Origin of the sequence: Mycobacterium sp. P7213, from assembly GCF_900604305.1 — a bacterium.
Lineage (GTDB): Bacteria > Actinomycetota > Actinomycetes > Mycobacteriales > Mycobacteriaceae > Mycobacterium.
The window spans coordinates 1-22,272 of sequence record NZ_UWOA01000065.1; the positions used below are offsets into that span (position 1 = coordinate 1).

The 22,272-nt window shown below is 60.8% G+C and carries 12 protein-coding genes and 2 pseudogenes; 8 read left to right on the forward strand and 6 right to left on the reverse strand.

The features are described 5' to 3' along the window. Window positions 1–247: 247 nt before the first annotated feature. A pseudogene (locus EJK91_RS19400) lies at window positions 248–2,095 on the forward strand (type ISP restriction/modification enzyme); the annotation flags it as partial. Window positions 2,096–2,679: 584 nt separating this feature from the next. Here EJK91_RS19400 and EJK91_RS19405 read toward each other — a convergent pair. The 4 genes from EJK91_RS19405 to EJK91_RS19420 form a co-directional block, all read right to left on the reverse strand. Beyond that, window positions 2,680–3,345, reverse strand: coding sequence for a hypothetical protein (locus tag EJK91_RS19405; RefSeq protein ID WP_046188573.1), 666 nt, complete (start codon window positions 3,343–3,345; stop codon window positions 2,680–2,682). A 283-nt stretch (window positions 3,346–3,628) separates the two neighbouring features. Then, window positions 3,629–4,225: a hypothetical protein gene (locus EJK91_RS19410; RefSeq protein ID WP_046188574.1), complete on the reverse strand. Its 597-nt coding sequence runs from the start codon at window positions 4,223–4,225 to the stop codon at window positions 3,629–3,631. Window positions 4,226–4,771: 546 nt separating this feature from the next. Beyond that, entirely contained in the window at window positions 4,772–6,046 is a 1,275-nt protein-coding gene (locus tag EJK91_RS19415) for a phospholipase D-like domain-containing protein (protein ID WP_125079730.1), read from the reverse strand. 104 nt (window positions 6,047–6,150) lie between these two features. Then, the gene (locus EJK91_RS19420) at window positions 6,151–9,561 is read right to left on the reverse strand and encodes a serine/threonine-protein kinase (RefSeq protein WP_046188576.1); all 3,411 of its coding nucleotides are present in this window, start codon (window positions 9,559–9,561) and stop codon (window positions 6,151–6,153) included. Between the two features lie 268 nt (window positions 9,562–9,829). Here EJK91_RS19420 and EJK91_RS19425 point away from each other — a divergent pair, with 268 nt between their 5' ends. Beyond that, on the forward strand, window positions 9,830–11,506 hold the full coding sequence (locus EJK91_RS19425; protein ID WP_125079731.1) for a hypothetical protein: 1,677 nt from the start codon (window positions 9,830–9,832) through the stop codon (window positions 11,504–11,506). Window positions 11,507–12,102: 596 nt separating this feature from the next. On the opposite strand, the gene EJK91_RS19435 is transcribed toward EJK91_RS19425, so the two are convergent. After that, window positions 12,103–12,846, reverse strand: coding sequence for a TetR/AcrR family transcriptional regulator (locus tag EJK91_RS19435; protein WP_046189997.1), 744 nt, complete (start codon window positions 12,844–12,846; stop codon window positions 12,103–12,105). A 209-nt stretch (window positions 12,847–13,055) separates the two neighbouring features. Between EJK91_RS19435 and EJK91_RS19440 the strand changes: the two genes are divergently transcribed. The 6 genes from EJK91_RS19440 (at window position 13,056) to EJK91_RS19465 (ending at window position 21,061) form a co-directional block, all read left to right on the forward strand. Next, a complete protein-coding gene (locus tag EJK91_RS19440) occupies window positions 13,056–13,490 on the forward strand; it encodes a DUF6188 family protein (RefSeq protein ID WP_046189984.1) in 435 nt (144 codons plus the stop codon). A 110-nt stretch (window positions 13,491–13,600) separates the two neighbouring features. After that, on the forward strand, window positions 13,601–16,774 hold the full coding sequence (locus tag EJK91_RS19445) for an MMPL/RND family transporter (protein ID WP_188108924.1): 3,174 nt from the start codon (window positions 13,601–13,603) through the stop codon (window positions 16,772–16,774). A 717-nt stretch (window positions 16,775–17,491) separates the two neighbouring features. Continuing rightward, on the forward strand, window positions 17,492–18,613 hold the full coding sequence (locus EJK91_RS19450) for a dCTP deaminase domain-containing protein (RefSeq protein ID WP_164518033.1): 1,122 nt from the start codon (window positions 17,492–17,494) through the stop codon (window positions 18,611–18,613). A 32-nt stretch (window positions 18,614–18,645) separates the two neighbouring features. Continuing rightward, window positions 18,646–19,761, forward strand: coding sequence for a non-canonical purine NTP pyrophosphatase (locus tag EJK91_RS19455; RefSeq protein WP_164518034.1), 1,116 nt, complete (start codon window positions 18,646–18,648; stop codon window positions 19,759–19,761). Beyond that, window positions 19,761–20,333 carry a hypothetical protein gene (locus tag EJK91_RS23205; protein WP_125079734.1) on the forward strand — a complete coding sequence of 191 codons (573 nt, stop codon included), beginning with the start codon at window positions 19,761–19,763 and terminating at the stop codon, window positions 20,331–20,333. Before EJK91_RS19455 ends, EJK91_RS23205 begins: the two co-directional genes overlap by 1 nt. A gap of 374 nt (window positions 20,334–20,707) precedes the next feature. Next, window positions 20,708–21,061, forward strand: a complete 354-nt coding sequence (locus tag EJK91_RS19465; protein ID WP_125079735.1) for a helix-turn-helix transcriptional regulator — start codon at window positions 20,708–20,710, stop codon at window positions 21,059–21,061. A gap of 96 nt (window positions 21,062–21,157) precedes the next feature. On the opposite strand, the pseudogene EJK91_RS19470 reads toward EJK91_RS19465, so the two are convergent. After that, window positions 21,158–22,193 (reverse strand): annotated as a pseudogene (locus EJK91_RS19470) (IS3 family transposase). Window positions 22,194–22,272 lie beyond the last annotated feature (79 nt).

Below are 22,272 nucleotides of genomic sequence, written 5' to 3' on the forward strand. Positions count from 1 at the left end.
CTTATCCGGCGGCGGCAGACCCGCGAACTACTAGATGCGATTGCGATTGAGCGGGCTGGGAGCTTCGCCTGACGACCGTGATTGTCCAGTTAGTGGTATTGGCAAGGGAGCTTGATGGGTGCGCCATCGGCCTTAGGTGGCGACCTGGGCGCCATCACTACTACTTGTTGTCTCCGCCCAGCCGTCACGGGACCGTTCTCGCCGCTGGATCAGGCCAGTTTGCAACACGCCCAAACCATGCACGGAACCGCCGTACTCCGTGGGGCAGACCAGCGCCAATGACCTGAACGCCAACGTGAAATACCCCACGCTGGACGGGCGGATCGAAGACACCTACGCGAAGCGGTCGACCGCGACCAACAAGAACAGCCTCTACGACTCCTACATCCGGGCTTTCCGCTGGGCAACTGACCGTATCGGGGATGCAGGCGTTGTCGGGTTCGTATCCAACGGCGGCTGGATCGACGGCAACACCGCCGACGGGATCCGGCTATCCCTGGCCGACGACTACTCGGCGGTCTACGTCTACAACCTGCGAGGGAACCAGCGCACCGCGGGTGAGTTGTCTCGTAAGGAGGGCGGCAAGGTCTTCGGCGCGGGCAGCCGCAACACCGTCGCCGTCTTCGTCGGGGTCAAAGGCGCCGACCGCAGCGGGCCGTGCGACGTCTTCTACCACGACATTGGTGACTACCTCAGCCGCGAGGACAAGCTGCGGATCGTAGATGAGACCCAATTCGACGCCGTGGATTGGAAGACCATCACCCCGAACGAACACGGCGACTGGGTGAATCAGCGCGATGACGCCTACGGCTCATGGCCTGTGATCGGGGATAAGAAGCCTGCTCCAGGATCCGTCACTATCTTCACCACGCTCTCGCGCGGACTGGAGACGGCGCGGGATGCTTGGGTGTACAACTACTCCCGCCAGGAACTTAAAGCCAACGTCTCACGCCTGGTCACCAACTACAACGATCAGCTCGAACCCTTTGACAGCTACTGCCAAGCCCAAGGTGTAACCCGCCGTGACGAGAAAGCCGTCACCGCATACCTAGCTCAGAACCCACACGCAGCGGACGAGACGCGCATCAAGTGGTCGGCAACCCTCAAACAACACCTCGCTCGCGGGACGGTGAGTGCGTACTCAGGCGAGGAGGTGCGGCGAGGTTGTTATCGCCCGTTCGACGTTGAACACGTCTACTTCGGCCCCATGCTCAACCATCGGCGTGGCGAGCTGGCACAGATGTTTCCGACGCCACACCACAAGAACATCGGCTTCCTCGTGCTTGCACCGCGTGACGGCACGCAGTTCGCGACCCTCGCGACAGACCTGCTACCTGACCTATCGTTCTTCACGTACACGGCGCAGTTCTTCCCTCGATGGACCTACAAGAAGGTCGAATCCACGGACGGTGAACTGGCGCTCCACAACAGCAGTGGCGACGTCGACGAGTACGGCTACCGCCGCGTCGACAACATCACCGACGGCATCCTGGCTCTCTACCGCGAGGCCATCGGCGACCAGGTGACCAAGGACGACATCTTCTACTACGTCTACGGCCTGCTGCACGATCCGGCCTACCGGACGGCGTACGCCGCGGACCTGAAGAAGATGCTGCCGCACATCCCGACCCCAGAGACCCGGGAGCGGTTCGGCCAGTTGGCCGACGCCGGCCGCCGGCTGGCCGAGCTGCACGTCGGCTACGAGTCGGTCGAGCCGTATCCGCTTGAGGTGCAACTCAAGCCCGGCGGTGATCCGTCAAGCCGTGAGACGTGGCGGGTGACGAAGATGAAGTGGGCCAAGAAGAAAGACCCCGAGACCGGTAAGAACGTCGACAACGTCACGACCCTGCTCTACAACGGCAAGGTCACCATCACCGGCATCCCGGAAGAAGCCGAGCGCTACATGCTCGGCTCACGTTCGGCGCTGGCATGGATCATCGACCGGTATCAGGTGAAGACCGACAAGGCGTCGGGAATAGTCAACGACCCCAACGACTGGTGCGACGAACACGACGACCCGACGTACATCATCGAGTTGATTAAGCGGGTTACAACTGTCAGCGTGGAGACCATGAAAACCGTTGATAGCTTGTAGCCAACTGCAACCTCCAACCTGCCGTAGGAGGTTTCGACTGGCGGCTGTTTGGACCGTGGATGTCGCCGGGGTCTGCTGCACGGATTGGTGACATCTTCACCTGATTGTGCAGCGGAGCCCCGTTCCTGCAGCCCGGGGGAACTCCGTGCCGCGTGCGATCAGTCGGCACTAGCGACAGACTGTAGGTGGATAGAGGTGCCAAGCGCCGTCAGCGAGGAACGTAGACACATGACCCACAATGAAACGAACATCTCAGAAAGTGGGCCATTATGGCCCGATATCACCGAACTGTTCCAGGGGCCCGAAGATCGGGCATGGGCTGCCGACCGAGACCGCTTAGTGCACGACGTGGGTGACCCGTGGAGCAGACATGATGGCAAACCCAACGGCCCCGACGACAGGTGAATACCGGTCGGAATGACGCCGTTGCTCAGGTCTAAGTTTCGGCGGGTCGTCGAGGGCTGCCGGCGCGATGCGCCCGAGAGGGCCGACGGAGTGGCATATTTGGTCATTATCGGCGCGGAGGACGACCCGGCCGGGGCGCACTGCAGGCACCAGACGATCGAGTAGGAGTCTCGTGGGCGTCAGAGTCGAAGCCTGTCCAACATGGCGCTGCTCGGACTCTTTTGCGTCCGCCAGGGCTGAGGATAGGAGTCGGGATGGCGCAGCACCCGTGCGTATTGTGCCTTCAAACTCGCCAGCAGCATCGGGCGAAGATCGCCGTCATCCGGCGCCACCGACAAAGCGCATAGAAGAACTTCAACGGCGGTGTCGTAGTCATCGTATTTGATCGCGGAATAAACCGTCCGAGACTTCCAGATCAACGGTGGCCATCCCTCTGCTGTGCCCGAATAAGCTTTCGAACCCGCAGGAGACGCGATGGGTTTCGCTTCCGCCACCAGTTCCTCCGGCAAACCGGCATACCGAGGGGGTTGCATCATCTCGACTTCGGAATCGCCTGCAATCCAACAAAGCTCAGACCCCGAGGTAAGTACGCCACGCATGTCGCACTCAGCGAAGACGTCGTCGCTCGGTTCGAGGCCCGTCCATGCCGTAACAGTTGTACCCAATAGCTCTGATTCTTTGATGTCCGTGTTCTCACTGGTCGGGAGGAGGTTGACGTGCAGCAGCTTTACGCGGGAGAAAGCGGGGGTCCGGTCCAGTCGCAACGGGGTCTCCTTGAAATGAACTTCATGGCAGGCAGAGCCAACGAACGGCGACGCTAGCAGGAGGCGCAGACCGAACCCCAACTGGCCGCACCGTCAATACATGCTCAGTGTGATCGCCGACTACCTGCGGAACCGGTACCTCATCAGCGCATTCTCGGGCTGGCCGAGGAGATGACGACACGAGGTGAGACAACCAGCATCGCCGCAGTTCAGCGCATCGTCGTATGACACGGAGCCGGCAACCCTACACTAGTATTACCCCGGCATTGCTCGTAGCCTTGTTCGCGGTGGGCGTCGATAAGTTGTTGGCATGTCGGCAGATAACGACGTCGCCCCGGCGGTGAAGTCCCGGCCGACCAGGTCATCATGCGCCGGCGGACCTACAGGGGTACGGACCCTCCCTGCCGAGGGCACCTATCAGAGTTTTGATTCGCAGGAGCGAAATTAGGCCGCCGAGAAATATGATGGCCAGCAAGAAGTGCGTCGTAGCACCGAAAATGAATGCAGGGCTGCACTTTGGAACAGTCGCTAGCGAAGCTAGGGCTACAGCGATCGACGCTAGGCCGATGGCAAAGAAGGCCGCTAGGTTCGCGGCGGCGAGGCACCGGGGTTGTCTGGAAACGCGCGAAACTCGATCGCCGGCGTCTGAGCCGAGCTGGTTCTTTTGCGGATCGGAAAGTCTTTCTTCGCCGTGTAGTAGTTTCTGCTCCAGAATGCGGATGGAATTCACCCTCACGGATGCCAGCACCAAAAGCTGCACCTGGTAACACAATAAACCCCAGAGCGGGATTCCGATGAATGCCAGTGCCCACGCGTTTTTGATAAAGTTTGAGCCGAGCGCAGCGAACACGAGAGCTCCGTACGTGGTGATCACGTAGAGGAGATTCATGTTGGCTTGGTAGATGGCGGAGCCATCAGCGCGGTCCGCCAGATAGATCGTCGAGATCGGGTCGTCGGCCATTGTGTGGAGCGTTAGCCTCTCTGGCAGCGATCGCCGCCACCGGAAACGTTCTGAAAAATTTTCTGCGCCAGCCCACCTGGCGATGAGGGTACTGCAATGTTGCGGTCGCGCCAGGGATGCGCTCGATATCACCGCACAAGTTCTTGCCAGTCGTCCTCGACATACTCAAGGAGATGCGGGTCTGGTTTGGTCGTCGACACGACGCCGGACACGAGCCGCTCGACAGCGCCGACACCGCGGACGCCCAACACGATTGGTTATTACCGGTGGCCACTGCTGTACGAGGGTTGCCGTAACGGGCGTGGGTTTCCCGCGACTGCGTGGTTCTCGCCAGGGATCCGTGTTGCCGTGCGAGATCGACAGTTTCTTCTTAGCCAGCCGTTGCACTCGCTCCCTCTGGACTCACCCGTCGAATAAGGTGCTGTCGCCCGGCCGGCTCCAGCGGTGATCCGCCGCCTAACTTGGTGAAGGCCGCGAAGGCGTCGTAGCGATAGCGGCTGTCGGCGTTGCGCAAATGCCGTAGGACTGGCCCCGACAAGGCGAGGCTCAGGTTAGCGCGCGGGGGTCAACCCCATCGACGTTGAGGACATCGATGTACCGCGCGAAGGCCTTGTCGACCTCGCTTTTGATCTGGACGAGCGTGCCTTCTTCCATGCGGTAGGTCCGGTTCGGATCGCCTTTGAATGAGAGCCAGTTGAAGCTGGTCGTGATCCACTGGTCGTCGAAGATCAGGATCTTGGCGTGGGTGTTCTGCAGGCGGACGATCCGCAGCTTGTCGTATCGAGCCGCCAGGTTGTTGAGCCTGCGAAGCGCAAAGTCATCCGATCCGCTGTCATCTGGCCCGTATCCGTGACCGATATGCACTTCAACGCCTGCTCGAAGCCGTCGCTCAAGGGCAGCAACGAAATCTGTGTTGACCACCCCGCCCTTGACCCAAGGTGCGATGATCAGCAGTCGCTTCTTGGTGCCGTTGAGCGCCTTAGTGAGCAGCTGCGGGTGCTCATGGACGTCGACACTGCGCACCGCAATGTCCTCGATGCGTTGCGGAATCTCGACGGATTCGTCGCCGTCTCGGATCCTCAACTCGCCAGCGGCCCTGAGGATCTCGACCTGATCGCCCGTCACCCGCTGGTCCTCGAGCTCGGGGGCTAGAGTCGGACGAGGCTCCGAGCGTGCTACAACGATCCCAAGTTTGACGACGGCATCCGTGGCCGCAAGTTCCAGTCCATGGTTCGGCTGAAGGTCTCCATCAACGCATAGCCCCAGTTCCACCTCGCCGGAGTCAGGATCGCCATAGATCAGCAGTTGGGCCGGCATATACAGGTGTAGGTTCTGTGCCGCGATCTTTCGAACGCGCAGGACCTCCACTTTCCGCGTCCGGTCGTCGCGTGACTCGACCAGCTCGTTGAAGCGTTGCACGGCAAGGTCGTCTAGGTTGACGCGCGAGCTCTTCTTGGCCGGCAGAAGCACGAGGCCAGCTTCCAATGCGTCCCGCTTCTTGAGCAGGCTGGAACGCGTGTAGTCCTCGGCGTTCCAGACGAGCCGATCGAACGGCACGTTGAGTTGAGTCAAGATTGGCTGTACCGCTTCGGCATTGCGCGCGGCTTCTAGCCCCAGCGTCGTCAGGCCAAGTTGTCCGCTCCAAGCCTTGGTGAGGTTGTTTGAGCTGATCTGGTCGGCGACTGTGGTAACGACCTGGCTGCGCTGTAAGCCAAGGAGTGCAGCGATCTCATCAATCTCACGAACCCCGGCGTGCACGAACCGCAGAATGAATTCTTCCAGCAGGGGGAGCGGCTTGCGTTCTTGAGCCAACACGTCCACGCGGAGCATCGTGACCGGTAGGGCGGCATCGACCACCCTAATCAGCTGGAGACCCGGCCTGTGGTCGCCGAACCGGCGCCGAATCATTTCGGCCGACGTAAGACTCATCGCTCCGCCGTCCGCAGTTCGCAGTCGTCCGGATGTGTCTCGACATAGGTCAGGACCTTCTTCAAGGCACCGGTTGTACCTCTGACGAAGCCAGCGTCGCCGACGATGGTGAGGCCGAATCGAGCTCGGGAGAGCGCAACGTTGATTCGTCGCCAGTAGTCGGGGCCGATGAAGCCGAGTTCAGCCCTGGAGTTGCTGCGCGTCACAGAGAAGAAGGCGACATCCGACTCACGCCCCTGCACGGCATCGACGCTCATAACCGTGATCGACAGGTGCCGCAATCGGTTACCAAGGGGAGCAAGCTGCTGTTTTAGGTCGGCGACTTGCGCAACGTATGGCGCGATCACAAGGACATCTAGCCGTTCACGGTTCCTCGGCAGGCCGACGACCTGCTTGTCGATGGATCCGTTCAGCACCGTCAGTCGATCGACGACGATGCGAGCCTCGGCACGGTTCGCGAAGCTCTTGCCCCTGCCCTGGGGAGCTGCTTCTCGGCGAGCCTCGCCGTGTGCCGACGTATCGAGCCACAGTACGGGCTTGCCGTAACCCAGAGAATAGCCGTCGAGCCCGCCGTCATTGGGGGAGCGCAACTGCTCTTTGTAGAAGCAGGTCGAGATCATGTCACCGATCGGGCGGATCATCCGGTACTGCTGATTAAGCATCACCTGGGAGTGTTCCGGCAATCGGTCCGTCAGTCTTTGGAAGAGCGTTTGTTTGACATATTCGGGCAGAAGCTGGTGGTCATTCATCAGATCCTTGTTTCGCAGCAGGTCTTCGTCGACTGGCGGCAGCTGGTTTGTGTCACCGACGACGACCCAGCGCTTGGCTCGGGAAATCGGCACCAAGGCTTCGGTGAGGGTTGCTCGAGACGCCTCATCGACGATGCACAGGTCGATGTCGAGATGCCGCACGGCGGGATGCCTGAGGTATCCGACACAGGTTCCAGCGATAACGCTCGTCTGGTCGAGGAACGTGTTTGCGAGGCCAGGATCCGAGGCGATCCGCTGCAGCCATTCGCCCTGCAACTGGAGCCGGGTTAGTAGCTGCTGCGCCTCGCTGCTTCCACCTATGAGGGCATCTACAGCAGTCATAGTGTCCTCTGCAGTCATCTCGACTGACAGAGTCAGGTCGCTGCCCAGCTCGGATTGCGCCTCGGCTAGTAACTCATCTCGGAGGTCAGCCAGCGCGTCGACCCTGTCTTGCACCGATGTTGTGGAGGTTGGCTCTGACAGGGATGTTGCCAACTCCGACCGCTGATCTTCCTCGTCATCTGGACGCGCGGCCTGGAGGTGGTCGAGTTGTGCCAGGGCGGCGGACAACTGCTGTAGCGCCAATGCGGCTCGCAGATGTGACGGTGGCAACCCCGCTTCAGTGGCACGTGCTCCGAGGTGACTCTCCGCGTTCTTGCGCACTGCTCGTGCCCAACGCTTCATCTGAGCATCGAGCAGAAAGTGCCGCACTGATTCATCGACGCGATTCGGGTCAGCGCTTGCGAGCCTGACCATGCTGGCTTGACCGCCGTCGGCAAGTCGCTGCAGTGCGTTATCCACGGCGACGTTCGTCTGCGAGGCGATGAGCACCCGTGCCTCGGCGTTTACCCGCAGTGTCTGCTCAACGAGCTCAGCGATGAAGCTCGTCTTGCCTGTACCCGGTGGTCCTTGGACAACGAAGATGTCAGGCGATCCCATCGCTGTCTCGATGGCCTGGCGCTTGCGTTCGTCCAGATTGCGGTTCCAGATTTGGATCGGAGCCGACTTGGGCTCCGTGTTGCGGCCGGGATCGAGCAGCAGCTCCCGTAGGTCCGAGCGGGCTGACTTGTCGCGCTGAACGTCGTCGACGGCCCTACGCTGCCGGTTCAGAGCCGCTTCGTCGGGGCCAAGGTGCGGATCGAGGACGGCCCGGTCGGGAAGTCCCTCCCACCTCCGAGCACTCAGGATGACAACTCGGTCGGCCTCGTGATCGATGACTTCGCCCCATCCGAGCTTTCGGTCGGTCACCAAATCTCGAACGCGCCATTCTGTGCCGACTAGATCGTGATCTACCGCGGTTTCTAGAATGAACGTGGCCTCGCGGCCCCGTGCCTGCCACTTTTTGTAGGGAAGTGGCTTCTTCTCTCCGCGGGCAAGCTCTTCGCGGGCATTCAGTACTCGACGCCAGATGTCGAATAGTTCGTCGCCGTCTCGCTCCCCTCCGTCAGTTGGGTCCGCGTGATCCCGAGCGGCGTAGAAGGCATCGACGGTGTCGATCAAGGTGGCGATGCCGGTCCTGGCTAGAACAGGATTGGCCGGCTGGCTAAACATCCAGTCGAAGATTTTCGGCACCAGAAGTGCTCGGCGCCTGTGATTTTCAAGTCGCTCGAAGTCCAACTCTGCCGCTTTGATGATCACAGCGCCGCTCTCGTCGGACTTCAAAGTGAAGCTCCAAGCCTCGCCGTCGATGCGGATGCTGTCACGCTGGGGTTCGCCCGACTCCTGGTCGTTGAAGAAGGAGGCGTAGACATCCCCCGACAGGTCGGCGTTTGCCTTGCCGATCGCCTCCTGTCGTGCGTCATCGCTACCCGCCAGCGCTCTGACCGCCGATTTCGTAAGACGCAGCCAGACGGGATTTCGCGCGAGCTGCTGTTGCGCCCGTCTGCGCTGTTGGATGGCCTTTAAGCCGCCTAGGAGGTCGCCGGCGTTCTTAGGCCGGGCGTCAGGCTGCGTGGCGATGCACGAGCCCAGCAGATGCCGAACATCAGGAGGAACGGGGATTGTCTCCAATGCCCGTTCGACACCTGCGAGGTCCTTAAGTTGCTCCTGGGTCATGCATTGAATGAGGAGAACACCCATTGAGTAGACGTCTCGCACGTACTGGATATCTGCGTTGAGTTCCGGCGGTGCGTACGGCTTCGAATGCCAGGCTGCGACGGTATGCGAAGTTGCTGGTGCCTCGCCCCGGATCTTCGCGATTCCGAAGTCTGCGAGCAGTGGAACGCCGGAGTCTGAGACAAGGACGTTCTGCGGCTTGATGTCTCGGTGCTCTATCTGCTTCAGATGGGTGTAGGCGAGCGCATCCACCAACGGCAGCGCTATCTCGGTAGCCAGACGATCCCACGAGTCCCAAGGCCCGGATGCCTTCAGAACATCGTCGAGGTTCCGCTCGACCCAGTCCAGGACGAGGACGTAGGTGGCGGTCTCGTCTATGCCGGACCAGCGGCAGCGCACGATGTTCGGGTGCGAAAGGTTCTTGAGCGTCGTCGCTTCGTTATTGAAGACCTTCCGGGTCACATCGTCGGACTGACCGGAGAGCAGTTTAACTGCAACAAATGATTCGTCGCGATCATCAATCGCCTTGCGAACGACGGAGAAGGTCCCGCTACGGCGCTCGACCTTCAGAAGCATGTAGTGGTCGGCAATGACGTCGGGCATGCCCAGACCTCCTCTTGTTGTCGACGCTGACTGACGGGAGATCCCTATCGAAACATGGCCGTCGGACACGAAGGCGTCTACCCCGAGTCCGGTGGACTCGCCCGGTGCTCGACGCTCGACTTGGTCGCCGGACTGCGACGGCTACAGATTCAACAACGAACCTGGGCGGACTCCAGGCAACTCTGCGATCCTTTCGGCGGACGAGACGCGCGCGGCGGTCCGCGCGCCTGGGGGATTGCTGTCGCCATGCGTACTTAACATCGTCATCATGACCGGAGAGGGCGATTGGCCCGAAGAGAAGACAGCCGGCGAAGAGCCGCGACAATCCGCTGCGGCGAACCCAAGTCGTAAGCCCGCTCGCGACGAGCGCGACCGAAGTCTTGAACGCATCGAGAAAGTTCTCTATGGGGTGCGACGTACGCGATCAGCCAAGCTGGCGCCTGATCGGTTCCTGACGCCGATCGACTACCTCATCAACCTAAATATGCAGTACCGCGCCCACCGCAGGGCGCTAGCCGGCTTCCGATGGGGCGATGAGGATGAGTGCACCGTTCCACCCACTGACCATGTTCGAATCCCGTCGCTGTTCGTCGTCGAACTCTTCCCACCGAGTGTTAAGGAAAATCTGGACCAAGCAATAAATCGAAACCGCTGGGATACAAAGCAATTACGAATGCTCGGCCGCCGCTATATGCCTACTCCCGACGAGGCTAGATCGGGAGCCCGCTGGACGTGGTGGAACCTCGGCGAGGTTGTACGTCGCGGTAGCAATGCCATCGGCCATGATGCCGTCCGTCGAAAGATGCCCAAAGAGTTCGATCGAGTCGAACTCAAAGCTCTTCAGATCGGCCAAGGGATCACGGCTGTCATGGCGAAGTTCGATCTTGATGACGACGCGATATCTCGGCTCGATGAGGCTTGGCACCGGGATTACCAGCCTGAAATGTATTGGGGTAAGCGGGGTGGGGAGTGGCCACGACCCTTGGACCCCGATTTTGTGGCGTTCCGAAGGGTGCAAGAGGAACGAGGTCGCCTGCATGGTGCTGCACGGCAATGGTTTTCCGCTAAGTGGCCCGGGTTTTTTGCAACAAATGGACAGCCGCAGCCTTTACTGGATGTCGTCCTGTTCGATGAGATAAGTGCCTACCCCGAGACGCGTCCAGCGAGAGGGGTTGATGGAGCTGTTCGCGCCCTCGGGCTTCCGCATACGGTCTACGTTCAGAGGTCGAGCAAGCTCCCGGCAATGACCATCGGGGAGCGGGATATACGAACTGACTCGGACATGGAGGATCGCCGAACGTGGGCGATTTGGGGCAACCGAACCGAGATCCTCGCCGGCCTCACGAAGGAGCTTACGTCCTATGGGCTTGGCCAGAATGACAGTTCGATCGCTTACTACGTCCGAGGCGCGGTTGAGGACTATTTTTTACGGTTGTCCATAAGCGAAATGCTGGAAGTGTGTCAGGGGCGGTACGCATCGATGCGAGACGCTGCCCGCCAACACGGCCAGCTGGGCCGCCTACGAGCTAGCTTGCTGACCCTCAGCGTCGACATGAGCAGCATTGACCGAGACATTCGGGCATACAACGGACGCGGCTGGCGGCGAGACCCGGCACAGTTCTTCTTCGAAGAAGCGCCGTTTCTCGTCGCCGAAGGCGTCGAACGCGGCCGTGAGATACGTGAGCCGATCAACATGAATGAGCACCTACTGAATGAACAGATGGGAATGCTCGAAACGCTGCTGGCCGCAGACGAGGATTATCGCGGCATTTTGACTGCGGCAGCGTCTCTGACGTCGTCGCTGGAGTCCCTTCGGGTGGCCAAAACGGCTGTATGGGTGGCGATCTCCTCGCTGGGCGTTGCCGCGGCTACTTTGCTGATTACGAATGTGTCAGACGACAACCTGTTTGGCGTCCTTGCGCGTTGGCTTGGCCGGCTTCACTGATTGGGACGGAGCCGCCAGCGCCATCATCACCCGGACGGTCGCCTCAGAGGTGCTGCCGGCTCGGGGCGACCAGATACCTGGCGGTCACGTGACGAAACGATGTGCGCGTCGCCGGTTGCCGGCGCACCGGGTCATCTCTGCATAAGCCGCAGATCGTAGATGTCCGTTGGCATCTGACGTGGGGCATTGTCACGGCATCTGAGGTATCGGCGTGTCTTTGCCAATCTATCTGGGGTACTGCCCGTAGCCTCGACTCAGTGTGCGCTGCAACGGTGGCGGCATGGCCGCAGGTCACTCGACCTGGCGGACCCGGGCATACCCCCAACCGCCCAGCACACCGTTCCGACACGTCGGACAGCCGATCTCGCCGGCCAAAAGCCGGGACTCGACGCAGGCCAAATCAACCTCTACCGTCACCATCAGTGCCTGCGAGCACTACAGCGCGGCACCCAGCGAGCCGACAAAGACTTTAGCGGGGTGTCGCGCACCCATCAGTTACCTCGTCACACTGATGGTGAACACGAGCCCAAGCAACCGGCAGATCCGGCCGACCGGCCTATCGGCAACCCCAGTGGCGAATCCCCACCCCGTGGTCGTCACCCAGAGAGACGGTCAACATCCGTTCTCGCTTGACCTGAGGCACTGTTTGCTGCCTGACCAGCGGTTGAATTATCGCCGGCCGGTGTGGTTGCGGGTTCCCTGTCCTTGTGTCGGTGGGAGGCGAGGAAGTCGTCGACGATGCGTGTGCAGTCGTGGGCAGTCATGGTGCGCAGGCCGGTCATCCGCGCGAAGGCGAATGGCCCGATGAGTTGGCACAGTACGAGTTCGACGTCGAAGTCGCCGAGTTCAGCGCGGGCTTCGGCGCTTTGCAGTATGGCGTCGAAGGGTTGTCGGTATTGGTCAATGACTCGTGCGCGCAGGGCCCTAGGGGCGTGCTCGGTACTGGCGTGATCGGTGGTTGCGGTGGGGCCCAGGGCGAGCCAGGCCAGCGCGGTGACGTGCAGCGGGGCGTCGTCGAATAAGGCGGCCTGGCGGGTGAGCAGTTCGATGAGCCGTTCGCGCAGCGTTCCACTGGCGGGTGCAGGCGGGGTGACTTGGGGCAGTAGCCGCTCGAAGGTCGCTGCAAGCAGCTGCGACGAGCTGTTGAAATGACGGTAGAGGGTGGTGCGAGCCACCTTGGAGGCTTTGGTGACCGCATCAATGGTGACGGCCTCAACGCCGCCGCTGGTGAGCAGTGCGGCCGCTGCGTCCAGTAGGCGATTGCGAGACCGGATCCGGCGGGGGTCGATGTCGTCATCGTCCTTGCTGTCATCGTGGCCGAACTGCAACCGGCTGCTCACCTCGCTCACCTCGCTGCTTCCGGGTTTTTGGCCGGCGTTGCGCGCTTGGGCCGATTATGGCACCAACGGTAGCCCAGCGAAACGGTTCGTCGCTGGCAGTGCCATCGTGTTCCGGATTGGCTCCGTGACACCCAGTGATTGCTACCGCTAGTAGTGTAGCGCTACCAATAGTACCATTTGTGCATCGCTCGACGGTTGATGGAGGCGCCATGTACACCCAATGGATCCAAGCGTGCACTGTGCAGCGGGTGTCGCTGCGTGGCGGGCTGATGTTGGGCTTCGATGACGGCAATGAGGTGGTCATCTACAGTCCGCTGCTGCTTACGTTGCCCGCTGTCGGTGACTTTCCGATCGAGGCAGTGTTCATCGACCCCGCCCGGGTCGCGACTCATGAGATCCCACTGCTGGACTTCGCCGGCGCGGTGTGCACGCAGGCATGGTGCGGTGATGGCGGTGCGCTGCACCTTGGCTTTTCGAGCGGACACGGCATCGACGTTGACGCCCATCCGGAGGTCACCGCCTGGGAGTTGTACGGCCGGCACCATGGCTACATGGCGTGCCTGCCGCAAGGGCGGGTCCGGGTGGTCCGCTATGACGTCCCCGAGGCCTACGACTCCGAGGTAGATCTCGCCGCACGTCGTTAATGGTTCATTCCGCAATGGCCTACGCCGGGCCGCGCGTGGGGCCCGGAATAGCACCCGTTTCGACCACTGTGGCACTATGAGTAGCGTAGCGATATCGAAAGTTTCGTTTGATGGGGGGTGGGGTGATCGACGGCGATCGGGACTTCTCGGGTACCACAGCGACACTGCCGAAACGGACTGGCGGTTCGGCCCCTGCGGCCGCTTCCAGCGAGTACAGCGTGCGATTGGCCGCCCTGGCCGGGTTCACGGTGCGACACAAGGCGCTGGTGATGGGGGCATGGGTCGGCGTTGCGCTCGTGCTGGCGCTGCTGTTTCCTCAGCTGGAGACGGTGGTGCGGCAGCAGTCGGTAAATCTGCTCCCCGGCGATGTCCCGTCGTTTCAAACGGTGGACCGCATGAGCGCGGCGTTCAGCGAACAGGGTTCCAAAACGATGGTGTTCGTGGCGATGGAAGACCCCGCCGGGTTAACCCCCGCGGTGCGGCAGCACTACGAGCAGCTCGTGGCGCGGCTCAGCGCCAACACCGATCACGTCCTGCTGGTTGAAGACTTGCTGGCCGACCCTGTCACCGCGGCCCACGCGGTCAGCAACGATCACCAAGCTTGGTATCTGCCGGTGGGTGTGGCTGGCACCCTGGGTGACCCCACCGCGGCCGCCTCCGTGCAGGCGGTGCGCGATATCGCCGCTGGGGTGTTCGCCGGCACGTCGACCACAGCGTATGTGACGGGGCCGACGGCGACCTTCAGTGACATGATCGCCTCTGCCGAGCATGACCTGCTGCTGATTTCGATCGCGACTGCCGGCTTGATCGCGCTGATCCTGCTGATCGTGTACCGGTCGGTATTCACCGCGCTGCTGCCGCTGCTGGTGATCGCAGTGAGCCTGGCCGTTGGGCGCGGTGTGCTATCGGTACTGGGCGAGCTGGGCATGCCTGTCTCGCAGTTCACCGTGGCGTTTATGACCGCGATCCTGCTGGGTGCAGGCACCGATTACACCGTATTCTTGATCAGCCGCTATCACGAGCAGCGGCGCACACACGTGCCCGCCGACCAGGCCGTTATCCACGCTACCGCCAGCATCGGTCGGGTGATCCTGGCCTCGGCGGCCACCGTCGCGTTCGCGTTTTTGGCTATGGTGTTCGCCCGCCTGAGTGTGTTCGCCGCGCTCGGCCCTTCGTGTGCGGTCGCAGTGCTGATCGGATTCGCAGCCACCGTCACACTGCTGCCGCCGGTGCTGGCGCTCGCGTCCAAACACGGCATCGGCGAACCCAAATCCGATCGCACCCGCCGGTACTGGAACAGCGTCGCGGTCGCGGTGGTCCGGCGCCCCGGCCGGTTATTGATCACCAGCCTGGTCATATTACTGCCCTTGGCAGGAGTCGCAGCGACAATGAAAATCAGCTACGACGACCGCAAAGGCCAGCCCGCCAGCACCGCGAGCAACCAGGGCTACCAGCTGCTGGACCACCACTTCGGCAAAGATATCGTCATCCCTGAATTCCTGGTGGTGGAAAGCCCCACCGACATGCGCACCGGTAAGGGGCTGGCAGACCTCGACGAAATGGCCTCCCGCATCTCCCAGATCCCCGGCGTCACCAAAGTCTCCGGGATCACCCGGCCCACCGGAGAGCGCCTCGAACAGGCCCGACTCTCGTGGCAGAACGGCCAGATCGGTGACAAGTTGGCTGGCGCCGTCGCCGACGGCAACGAACGCAAGGACGACCTCACCAAGCTCACCGACGGCGCCGACCAACTCGCCAGCGGGCTCGCACAGCTTGACACCACCCTGCGCAGGGCTTTGACACCACTGACCGGGATACTGGCTCAAGCTCAGTCCGCGGGCGCTCAGGCCCAGCAGTTCCGACCGTTGCTCCAACAGCTTTCAGCGACCGCCCCGGCCATCGACCACGCAATCCAATCCGGCCCCGGGCTGCGACCTTTGGCGGAACAAGCCCAAAGCGCCATCACAATCCTCGACCCCCTCGCCGCCGCCCTCAACACCTCCCCGTGGTGCCTCACCACGCCGCAATGCGCCCAGATCCGTGATCAGGTTCAGATTCTGGTGAGCTTGCGCGACAGCGGATTCTTCACCGAGGTCGCCGACCTCGGTGACCACTACAACCCCACCAGCAACGCCACCGTGGCTGGCGCCCTCACCGATGTCCAAAACGCGGTGACCGGCCTGGACAAGGCCTTCGGAGCCCTCGGTGATCCCACTGATCTGGCCGGCAACATAGGTCGACTCCAAGACGGCATCAGTCGACTCGCCTCGGGCGCCCAAGCACTGGCAACCGGCGTGCACACCTTGGCCGACAGCAACATCGAACTGCTGTCCGGGATGAGCCAGATCGCCACCCAACTGCAGAACTCGGCTCGCGCCAGCGCCTCCTCAGACTCTGCCAGCGGCTTCTACCTGCCCGCCAACGTCTTCGAGAACCGCCGATTCGCCGATGTGGCGAAACAATTCCTGTCAGCCGACGGCAAAGCCGCACGCTTCGCCATCGAATCGACACCCGACCCCTACAGTGGCGCAGCAATCCGCCTGGCGCACGAGATCGTCGACGTTGCCAACGCGGCGCGCCCCAACACATCACTGGCAGACGTCACCGTCTCGGTTGCCGGGTTCCCCGCCGTCAACTCCGACATCCAACGGCTGCTGCGGGCGGACTTCGCCCAACTGGCCATCGCCACCCTGCTCATTGTCGGCCTCATCCTCGTGGTGTTGCTGCGCGCCGTGCTGGCCCCGCTGTACCTGCTGGGCACCGTCGTGTTGAACTACCTGGCCTCACTCGGCATCGGCGTCCTGATCTTCCAATGGGGACTCAACTACGAAATCGCCTGGCCGGTGCCGCTGTTGGCATTCATCATCCTGGTAGCAGTCGGCGCCGACTACAACATGCTGCTCGTCTCACGGCTGCGCGAAGAATCCGGACCCAACATCCGCGTCGGCGTACTACGCACCGTCGCCAACACCGGCTCCGTCATCACCTCAGCCGGCCTGATCTTCGCCGCCAGCATGTTCGGCCTCACCACCGGCTCGATCGCCATCATGATCCAGGCCGGCCTCATCATCGGCTGTGGGCTCCTCCTCGACACCTTCCTGGTGCGCACCCTCACCGTCCCCGCCATCGCCACACTGCTGCGCGAAGCCAGCTGGTGGCCCAACGTGCGGCACCGTCATCGCGGCCGACGGACCCGACAAGTTGCTGATCGTAGATCCACTAGCGAATCGGCCAGGCATGGTCAGGATGGTCAGGGCGTACCGGGAAGCGGTGAACGAGGCTGATGGGACCGAGCCGACGGCACGAGCGCGGGCTCGTGTCTCATGCTTCGGGTCCCAGCCGGAGCCAAGCAGTGTTCCTTCTGGCCGACAGCCCGGGCCCGCGCTCGTTCCCCGCCACGAAAGTCCACTTACCCCAGTTCAAATGGCAAACCATCCGCTGCCGATTGTCACTTGATCTGAGGCACCGCAGGTCAGCGTCCCCGACCTGCCTCAGATAGATCGACAACGGACAGTAGAACGGCCGAAGAAATGACACGAACTTGAGACAAACCCAGATGACAACACGTGAGACAACCTGCATCGCCGCAGCTCAGAGCGACACCGTATGACGCGCAGCATGAGAACCTACACGTGTAGGGTCTCACGCTGCGTGTCATATTCTCAGCGGCGGTGTCATGTCCTTGTCATGTGTCTCACGAACGTGTCATGCATGCTGATGCATATTTCAGGTCTCGCGCGCATTCTCATGCGCGCGCTGGCGTATCGAACGTGCGTATCAGAGACACGTGAGCTGGGAACTGCGGGCCTCGTTGTCTGCGTCGCGCACGGAATTGCCTCGCCGCAGCTGCCAACGGACTATGGTGACGCCCTGGAATCCGTATAATTTCGCCAGAACTCCAAGATCACGTAGGGGAGGAGAAGAGTGGGTGCGGCACCGCTCTATTGCACCGTCGGTATCACAGCACTGTCCAGGATGAAATGTTAAGCCGAAAAGAGGTATTGGACGAGGTCCGGCGTAAGAATCTCCGGATTCAATATGAATGCGACCCGTCGGGCGATGGGAATCTGCTCGCAACTCCTGAAGATGTTGTCGATGAAAACAGCTTAGGTCGCCAGATTTTCCAAGCGAACTTCTTCGGGAACCGGCTGAGTTTTACGATGGGTCCAGTCGTACTTAGTCACCGGTATCGTTGGCGCCGCGGCAGGAAACGGTTTAAGGGACGTCCGTACGTATTCGACCTCAGGGCGACCGGTGGGAAATTCACACTCGAACCTGGTGAGACAATCACGGTAAACACTCTAGAATATCTGACGTTGGGCCGCGATCTCGGCGCTTTGACTTTGCCACGACTATCGCATGCCACCGTCGGTGTGGTCCTATCCACATCATATGTTGATCCATACTGGAGCGGCATAATGGTTTTTCATATTGCGAATACCAGTCCCAACCCCTTCACGCTCAGAGTAGGCGAGAAAATTGGTGCTTGCCACTTTTACAGAGTGGCGGACACAGACCTCACAACGGATTTCAGAGATGTTTTCAGCGCGAAGAGCCATCATTATGGTCAGAGTTGGCGAAAGATACTCGCCGAAGACGCCGACCCTTTTCCTCAGAGGAAACAAGCGGATATATCTAACAGCAGGAGGCAGCTGGCAATTGCTGGCGAGTGGCTTCAGAGGCGTTGGAAATCGGCGTTCGCCATTGCGGGAATTGGTGCAATAGCAGGCGGCTTGATCGTGGTGGGGTCGTATCTCAAGGAAATACAGGAAATCCGCACTCTGCCTGCGAAGCTGTCGACGCAGGAGGCTGAGATAGGCCTACAAAATAGCACGATAAAGAGGCTCCGTGATCATTCACCTTTGGCGGGTCAGGCGCTCATATCGCTTCCAGATGGCCAATCAACATCGACCACCGTTGAAAGAGTGGCTGTACCCAAAGGGGCAACACCGAGTCTTGTACTGGCCAGCCCAAATCCGAATGTCCCAACGGTAGCGGTGAGCGCCTCGATGAAGCTGGTGTCAGACGAAGCGATCGACGTTTCTGTCGTTGCTCAGCGTCGAATTGTCGATGGGAATGGATTCCAGCAGTTTCCGATAGCCTTCGTGGTGTTCTTCTCGTGAAGTTCTCGACAGTATACGTGGATACGGAGAATATGTCCGATCCAGCGTCCATCGAGAACGAGCGAAGGCATGCTGCGTTCGGATCGCTCAATGTCACGGTGGACGGATACGCCAGTTTTACCGTTAGCGCAGAGTATCGCTTGCGGACGAGTAATTGGCCGACCGAAGGCATATACATTCAGCTAAATGACTCGAAAGATATCGAGTTGCGTGACGCCTACTCTATCGCGGCAGATGTTATGTTTGCGACTACAGATGCACTTGCGGTAACCGCATCGACACCTGGAATTCCGGCACGAGAAACCCAGATGCTGATCGACGCCGGCTTTCGGTGGTGCGATACTCTTGGAGAAGATGCGACAATTTTTGAGTGTCCGCGGCAGATGGAGCCTCTGAGTTCTTTTAGGGTTCGCCTGAGTGACGGCGCTCGCCAGAGTATCGATACCATCTCTCGAGGTCTCGTTTATCCACTTGCCTATTTTGCCACCGGCAGCCACGTCAAACGCGGACAGTATAGTTATCTATTCAGGTCCTCCGGTGTGCGGTTGGAAATCTCGGATCTGGCATCATCGGTTCCTGAACCGCAGGTAGAAGGTCAGGGGTGGGGGCCCGAACGCATCCTCGTCGAAGACCCGTTGCGCAGGATCGCGCGTTTCGCTGCACGGGCACGCACATACCCGGTGCTGATCGAGGACACGATGCTATTCGTGGAACATTTTAATTCCGACTTTGATAGGGATGCAATACTGCCAGGTCCTGATACTAAGCGTTGGTGGCGAGCTTTGGGATCCCAGGGCGTGCTGGATCTCATGGAACACTCTCGGCGGCGGCGTGCGAAGTTCGTTTGCCAGTTAGGCGTTCTGACTGCAGAAGGAAGATACGAGACATTCCGGACTGAAAAGGCTGGTGCGATCGCGGAAGCGGCTAGGGCACTTGAGAATCCCGACCAGCATTTCCCCTACACAAGCCCGTATAATTTTCACAACATATTCGTGCCTGAGGGAAGTGAGAGCACATATGCGGAGATGTATCCCGGCGAGTTCCGGTCCTTCGACTATCGATCGGCGTGTGTTGATCAGGTGGCACCGTTCTTGAGGCGAAATGGGATGAGCCCGAGCCAGCTCCAGTTATTTACCGAGGCCTATTGATGCTAATTGTTTTGTCCGGACCCTCAACCGTCGGAAAAAGTCATATCTGTCGAACGGCAATGTCGATGGGCTATGGACTGATAATCCCAACTACTTCGCGGCTCAAGCGCGCCGGTGAGATTGACGGTGCAGATTATGAGTTCGTCTCTCGGGAACAATTTCAAGACTTAATACGCCGATCGACTTTCTGCGAGTGGGACTACATCCTCGGAAACTACTACGGAGACCGTCTTGATCGGGTGGAGACCGCAGTATCGTCGGACGATATATGGTTTTTAGATGCGCTTGCGAAGATAGCATGTCGAATGATTCCTCGCTATCGACCACGGATACATACTGCACTGCTGCGGCCGGGGAGTCCGGCAGAGGTGGAGCGGAGGTTGGCTGAGCGAGGCTACACGGGCGACGACCTAGTCGAGCGTCGCATGCACGGTCGCGACGAGGTGGTGCACGAGGCGCTTTTAGATCAGACAATATCGTCAGCGGAAATCCGGGACCCCGTGGAGATTGTGAAAGAAGTGGTCGCGGGAGCGCGGCGGCGCTGGGAAAGCGAGGGGGTAGTCGGTATCTAAAGCCTACGAATGGACTGTCATCGGAGCTAGTCGATCTGGGGCCGAGTGCCCCTGCGGTTGCGCTCGTAGGCCAGATTGGCGAGTACACGCGACTAGGAAATGCCACGAATTTGAGACAGCCCCCGATGACACAACGTGAGACGATGTGCATCGCCGCAGGTCAGGGCATCGCTAAATGACACGAAGTTTGAGAACCTACAAGGCGCTTGTAGGGTCTCACGCTGCGTGTCGTATTCTCAGCGGCGGTGTCATGTCCTTGTCATGTGTCTCACGAACGTGTCATGCACGTCGACGCATATTTCAAGTCTCGCGCGCATTCTCATGCGCCCGGTGACATATCGAACGTGCGATAGCTGATTGGCTATCGTGGTGGTATGGCGCGAATGGGGCCGACGGGTGTCGGGCACGCCGAGCGGCTTGCCGGAAATCTGTTGAAAGTGGCCCGGAGCCGGGCCGGTGTATCGCAGCGGCAGCTCGCAGATTTGGCTGATATGCCACAGTCGACGATCGCTCGCATCGAATCGGGCGCGCGGCAACCGTCACTTCCTGTGCTGTTGCGCATCCTGGCCGCGACCGACCTCGAAGTCCGAATCAACTTGGCCCCCTACGATGATCACGATGACGTACTTGATGCCACTGAAGCGCGCCTGACGCCGGACCAGTTGATCCGCCGGCGCGCCGATCAAGACGCGTTCGCTGCTGCCCTGCGGCACGGCGCAAACGGATGATCTCCTGAGCCAGCTTGTCGAGATGGCTCCTGCTTTATCGGGCGTAGAACTGCCACGCGGAAAGCCGTGAGGGGGACCCATTTGATGGTCCAGTCGTTATGCGGCTTGGGGTTGGTGGGTCGTGGTCCACTGTAGGGCGAACTCGGCTGGGCTGAGTCCGCGGTGGGCCGAATGCGGTCTGTTGGCGTTGTAGTCGATCCTCCAGTCTTCGATGATCACTTGGGCTTCGCGCAGGGAGTCGAAGCGCCACGAGTTGAGCAGTTCGTCGCGCAGGCGGCCGTTGAACGATTCGATCCAGGCGTTCTGCCAGGGTGATCCCCGTGCATCAGGGCCAGGCGGTCGAGGACGTCGACGACGCCGTCGGCGTTGATGGCGCGGTCGACGTGGATCGCCAACGCTTCGCGGGTGAACTCGTCGATCACGTTGAGCATCTTGATGGTGCGCCCGTCGGCGGTGGTGTCGAACTGAAAGTCCATCGCCCAGATCACGTTCGGTGCGATCGGGCACATCGCCCCGACCGCGGCCCCGATACCGGTCAAGCGTTTCCTCCTGCGGCGCTGCGGCACTCGTAGCCCCTCGTCGCGCCACAGCCGGCGGATGCGCTTGTTGTTGGTCACCCAGCCGGCTCGCCGCGCCGCGATGGCTGCGCGTCGCCATCCCCAGCGCGGCCGGTCGGTGGAGAACTTCCGCAGCCAGGCCCGCAGCTGGTCTTCCTCATCGCTGGTCGGTGACGGCGTCAGGCGCATCGTGGAGCGATGGATACCCACCACCGTGCAGGCTCGCCGCTCGGAGACCCCGAACCGGTCGCGCAGCATCGCCACGGCGCTGCGCTTGCGGTTCGGGGTTAGAAGTTTCCCTCCGAGATCTCCTTGAGCATGTCGATGTCGAGGGCCTGGTTGGCCACCAGCTTCTTCAGCCGGGCGTTCTCGGCCTCGAGTTCCTTGAGGCGTTTGGCGTCGCTGGCCTTCATGCCGCCGTACTGGGCGACCCAGCGATGCCAGGTCGACTCGGTGATCTCCAGGTGCCGGCACACCTCGGAGAGCTCCTGGCCGGCGCCGAGGAGCTTGTTGCCCTCGGCGAGCTTGCGGATGATCTGATCCGGCGTGTGCCGCCGGCGCTTCTTGGCTGCCATGTCGTCGTCGATTCTTCCTGCCCGAAGATCGGGCATCAGAGTCCCACAACGACTGGACCACTACGAGGGGCTCACCTCA

Bases quoted from the DNA above. Each gene is read 5' to 3' on its own strand.
- EJK91_RS19410 (WP_046188574.1), bottom strand. From the start codon at position 4,225: ATGGCCGACGACCCGATCTCGACGATCTATCTGGCGGACCGCGCTGAT.
- EJK91_RS19420 (WP_046188576.1), bottom strand. From the start codon at position 9,561: ATGCCCGACGTCATTGCCGACCACTACATGCTTCTGAAGGTCGAGCGC.
- EJK91_RS19425 (WP_125079731.1), top strand. From the start codon at position 9,830: ATGACCGGAGAGGGCGATTGGCCCGAAGAGAAGACAGCCGGCGAAGAG.
- EJK91_RS19440 (WP_046189984.1), top strand. From the start codon at position 13,056: ATGTACACCCAATGGATCCAAGCGTGCACTGTGCAGCGGGTGTCGCTG.
- EJK91_RS19445 (WP_188108924.1), top strand. From the start codon at position 13,601: ATGGGGGGTGGGGTGATCGACGGCGATCGGGACTTCTCGGGTACCACA.
- EJK91_RS19455 (WP_164518034.1), top strand. From the start codon at position 18,646: ATGTCCGATCCAGCGTCCATCGAGAACGAGCGAAGGCATGCTGCGTTC.
- EJK91_RS23205 (WP_125079734.1), top strand. From the start codon at position 19,761: ATGCTAATTGTTTTGTCCGGACCCTCAACCGTCGGAAAAAGTCATATC.
- EJK91_RS19465 (WP_125079735.1), top strand. From the start codon at position 20,708: ATGGCGCGAATGGGGCCGACGGGTGTCGGGCACGCCGAGCGGCTTGCC.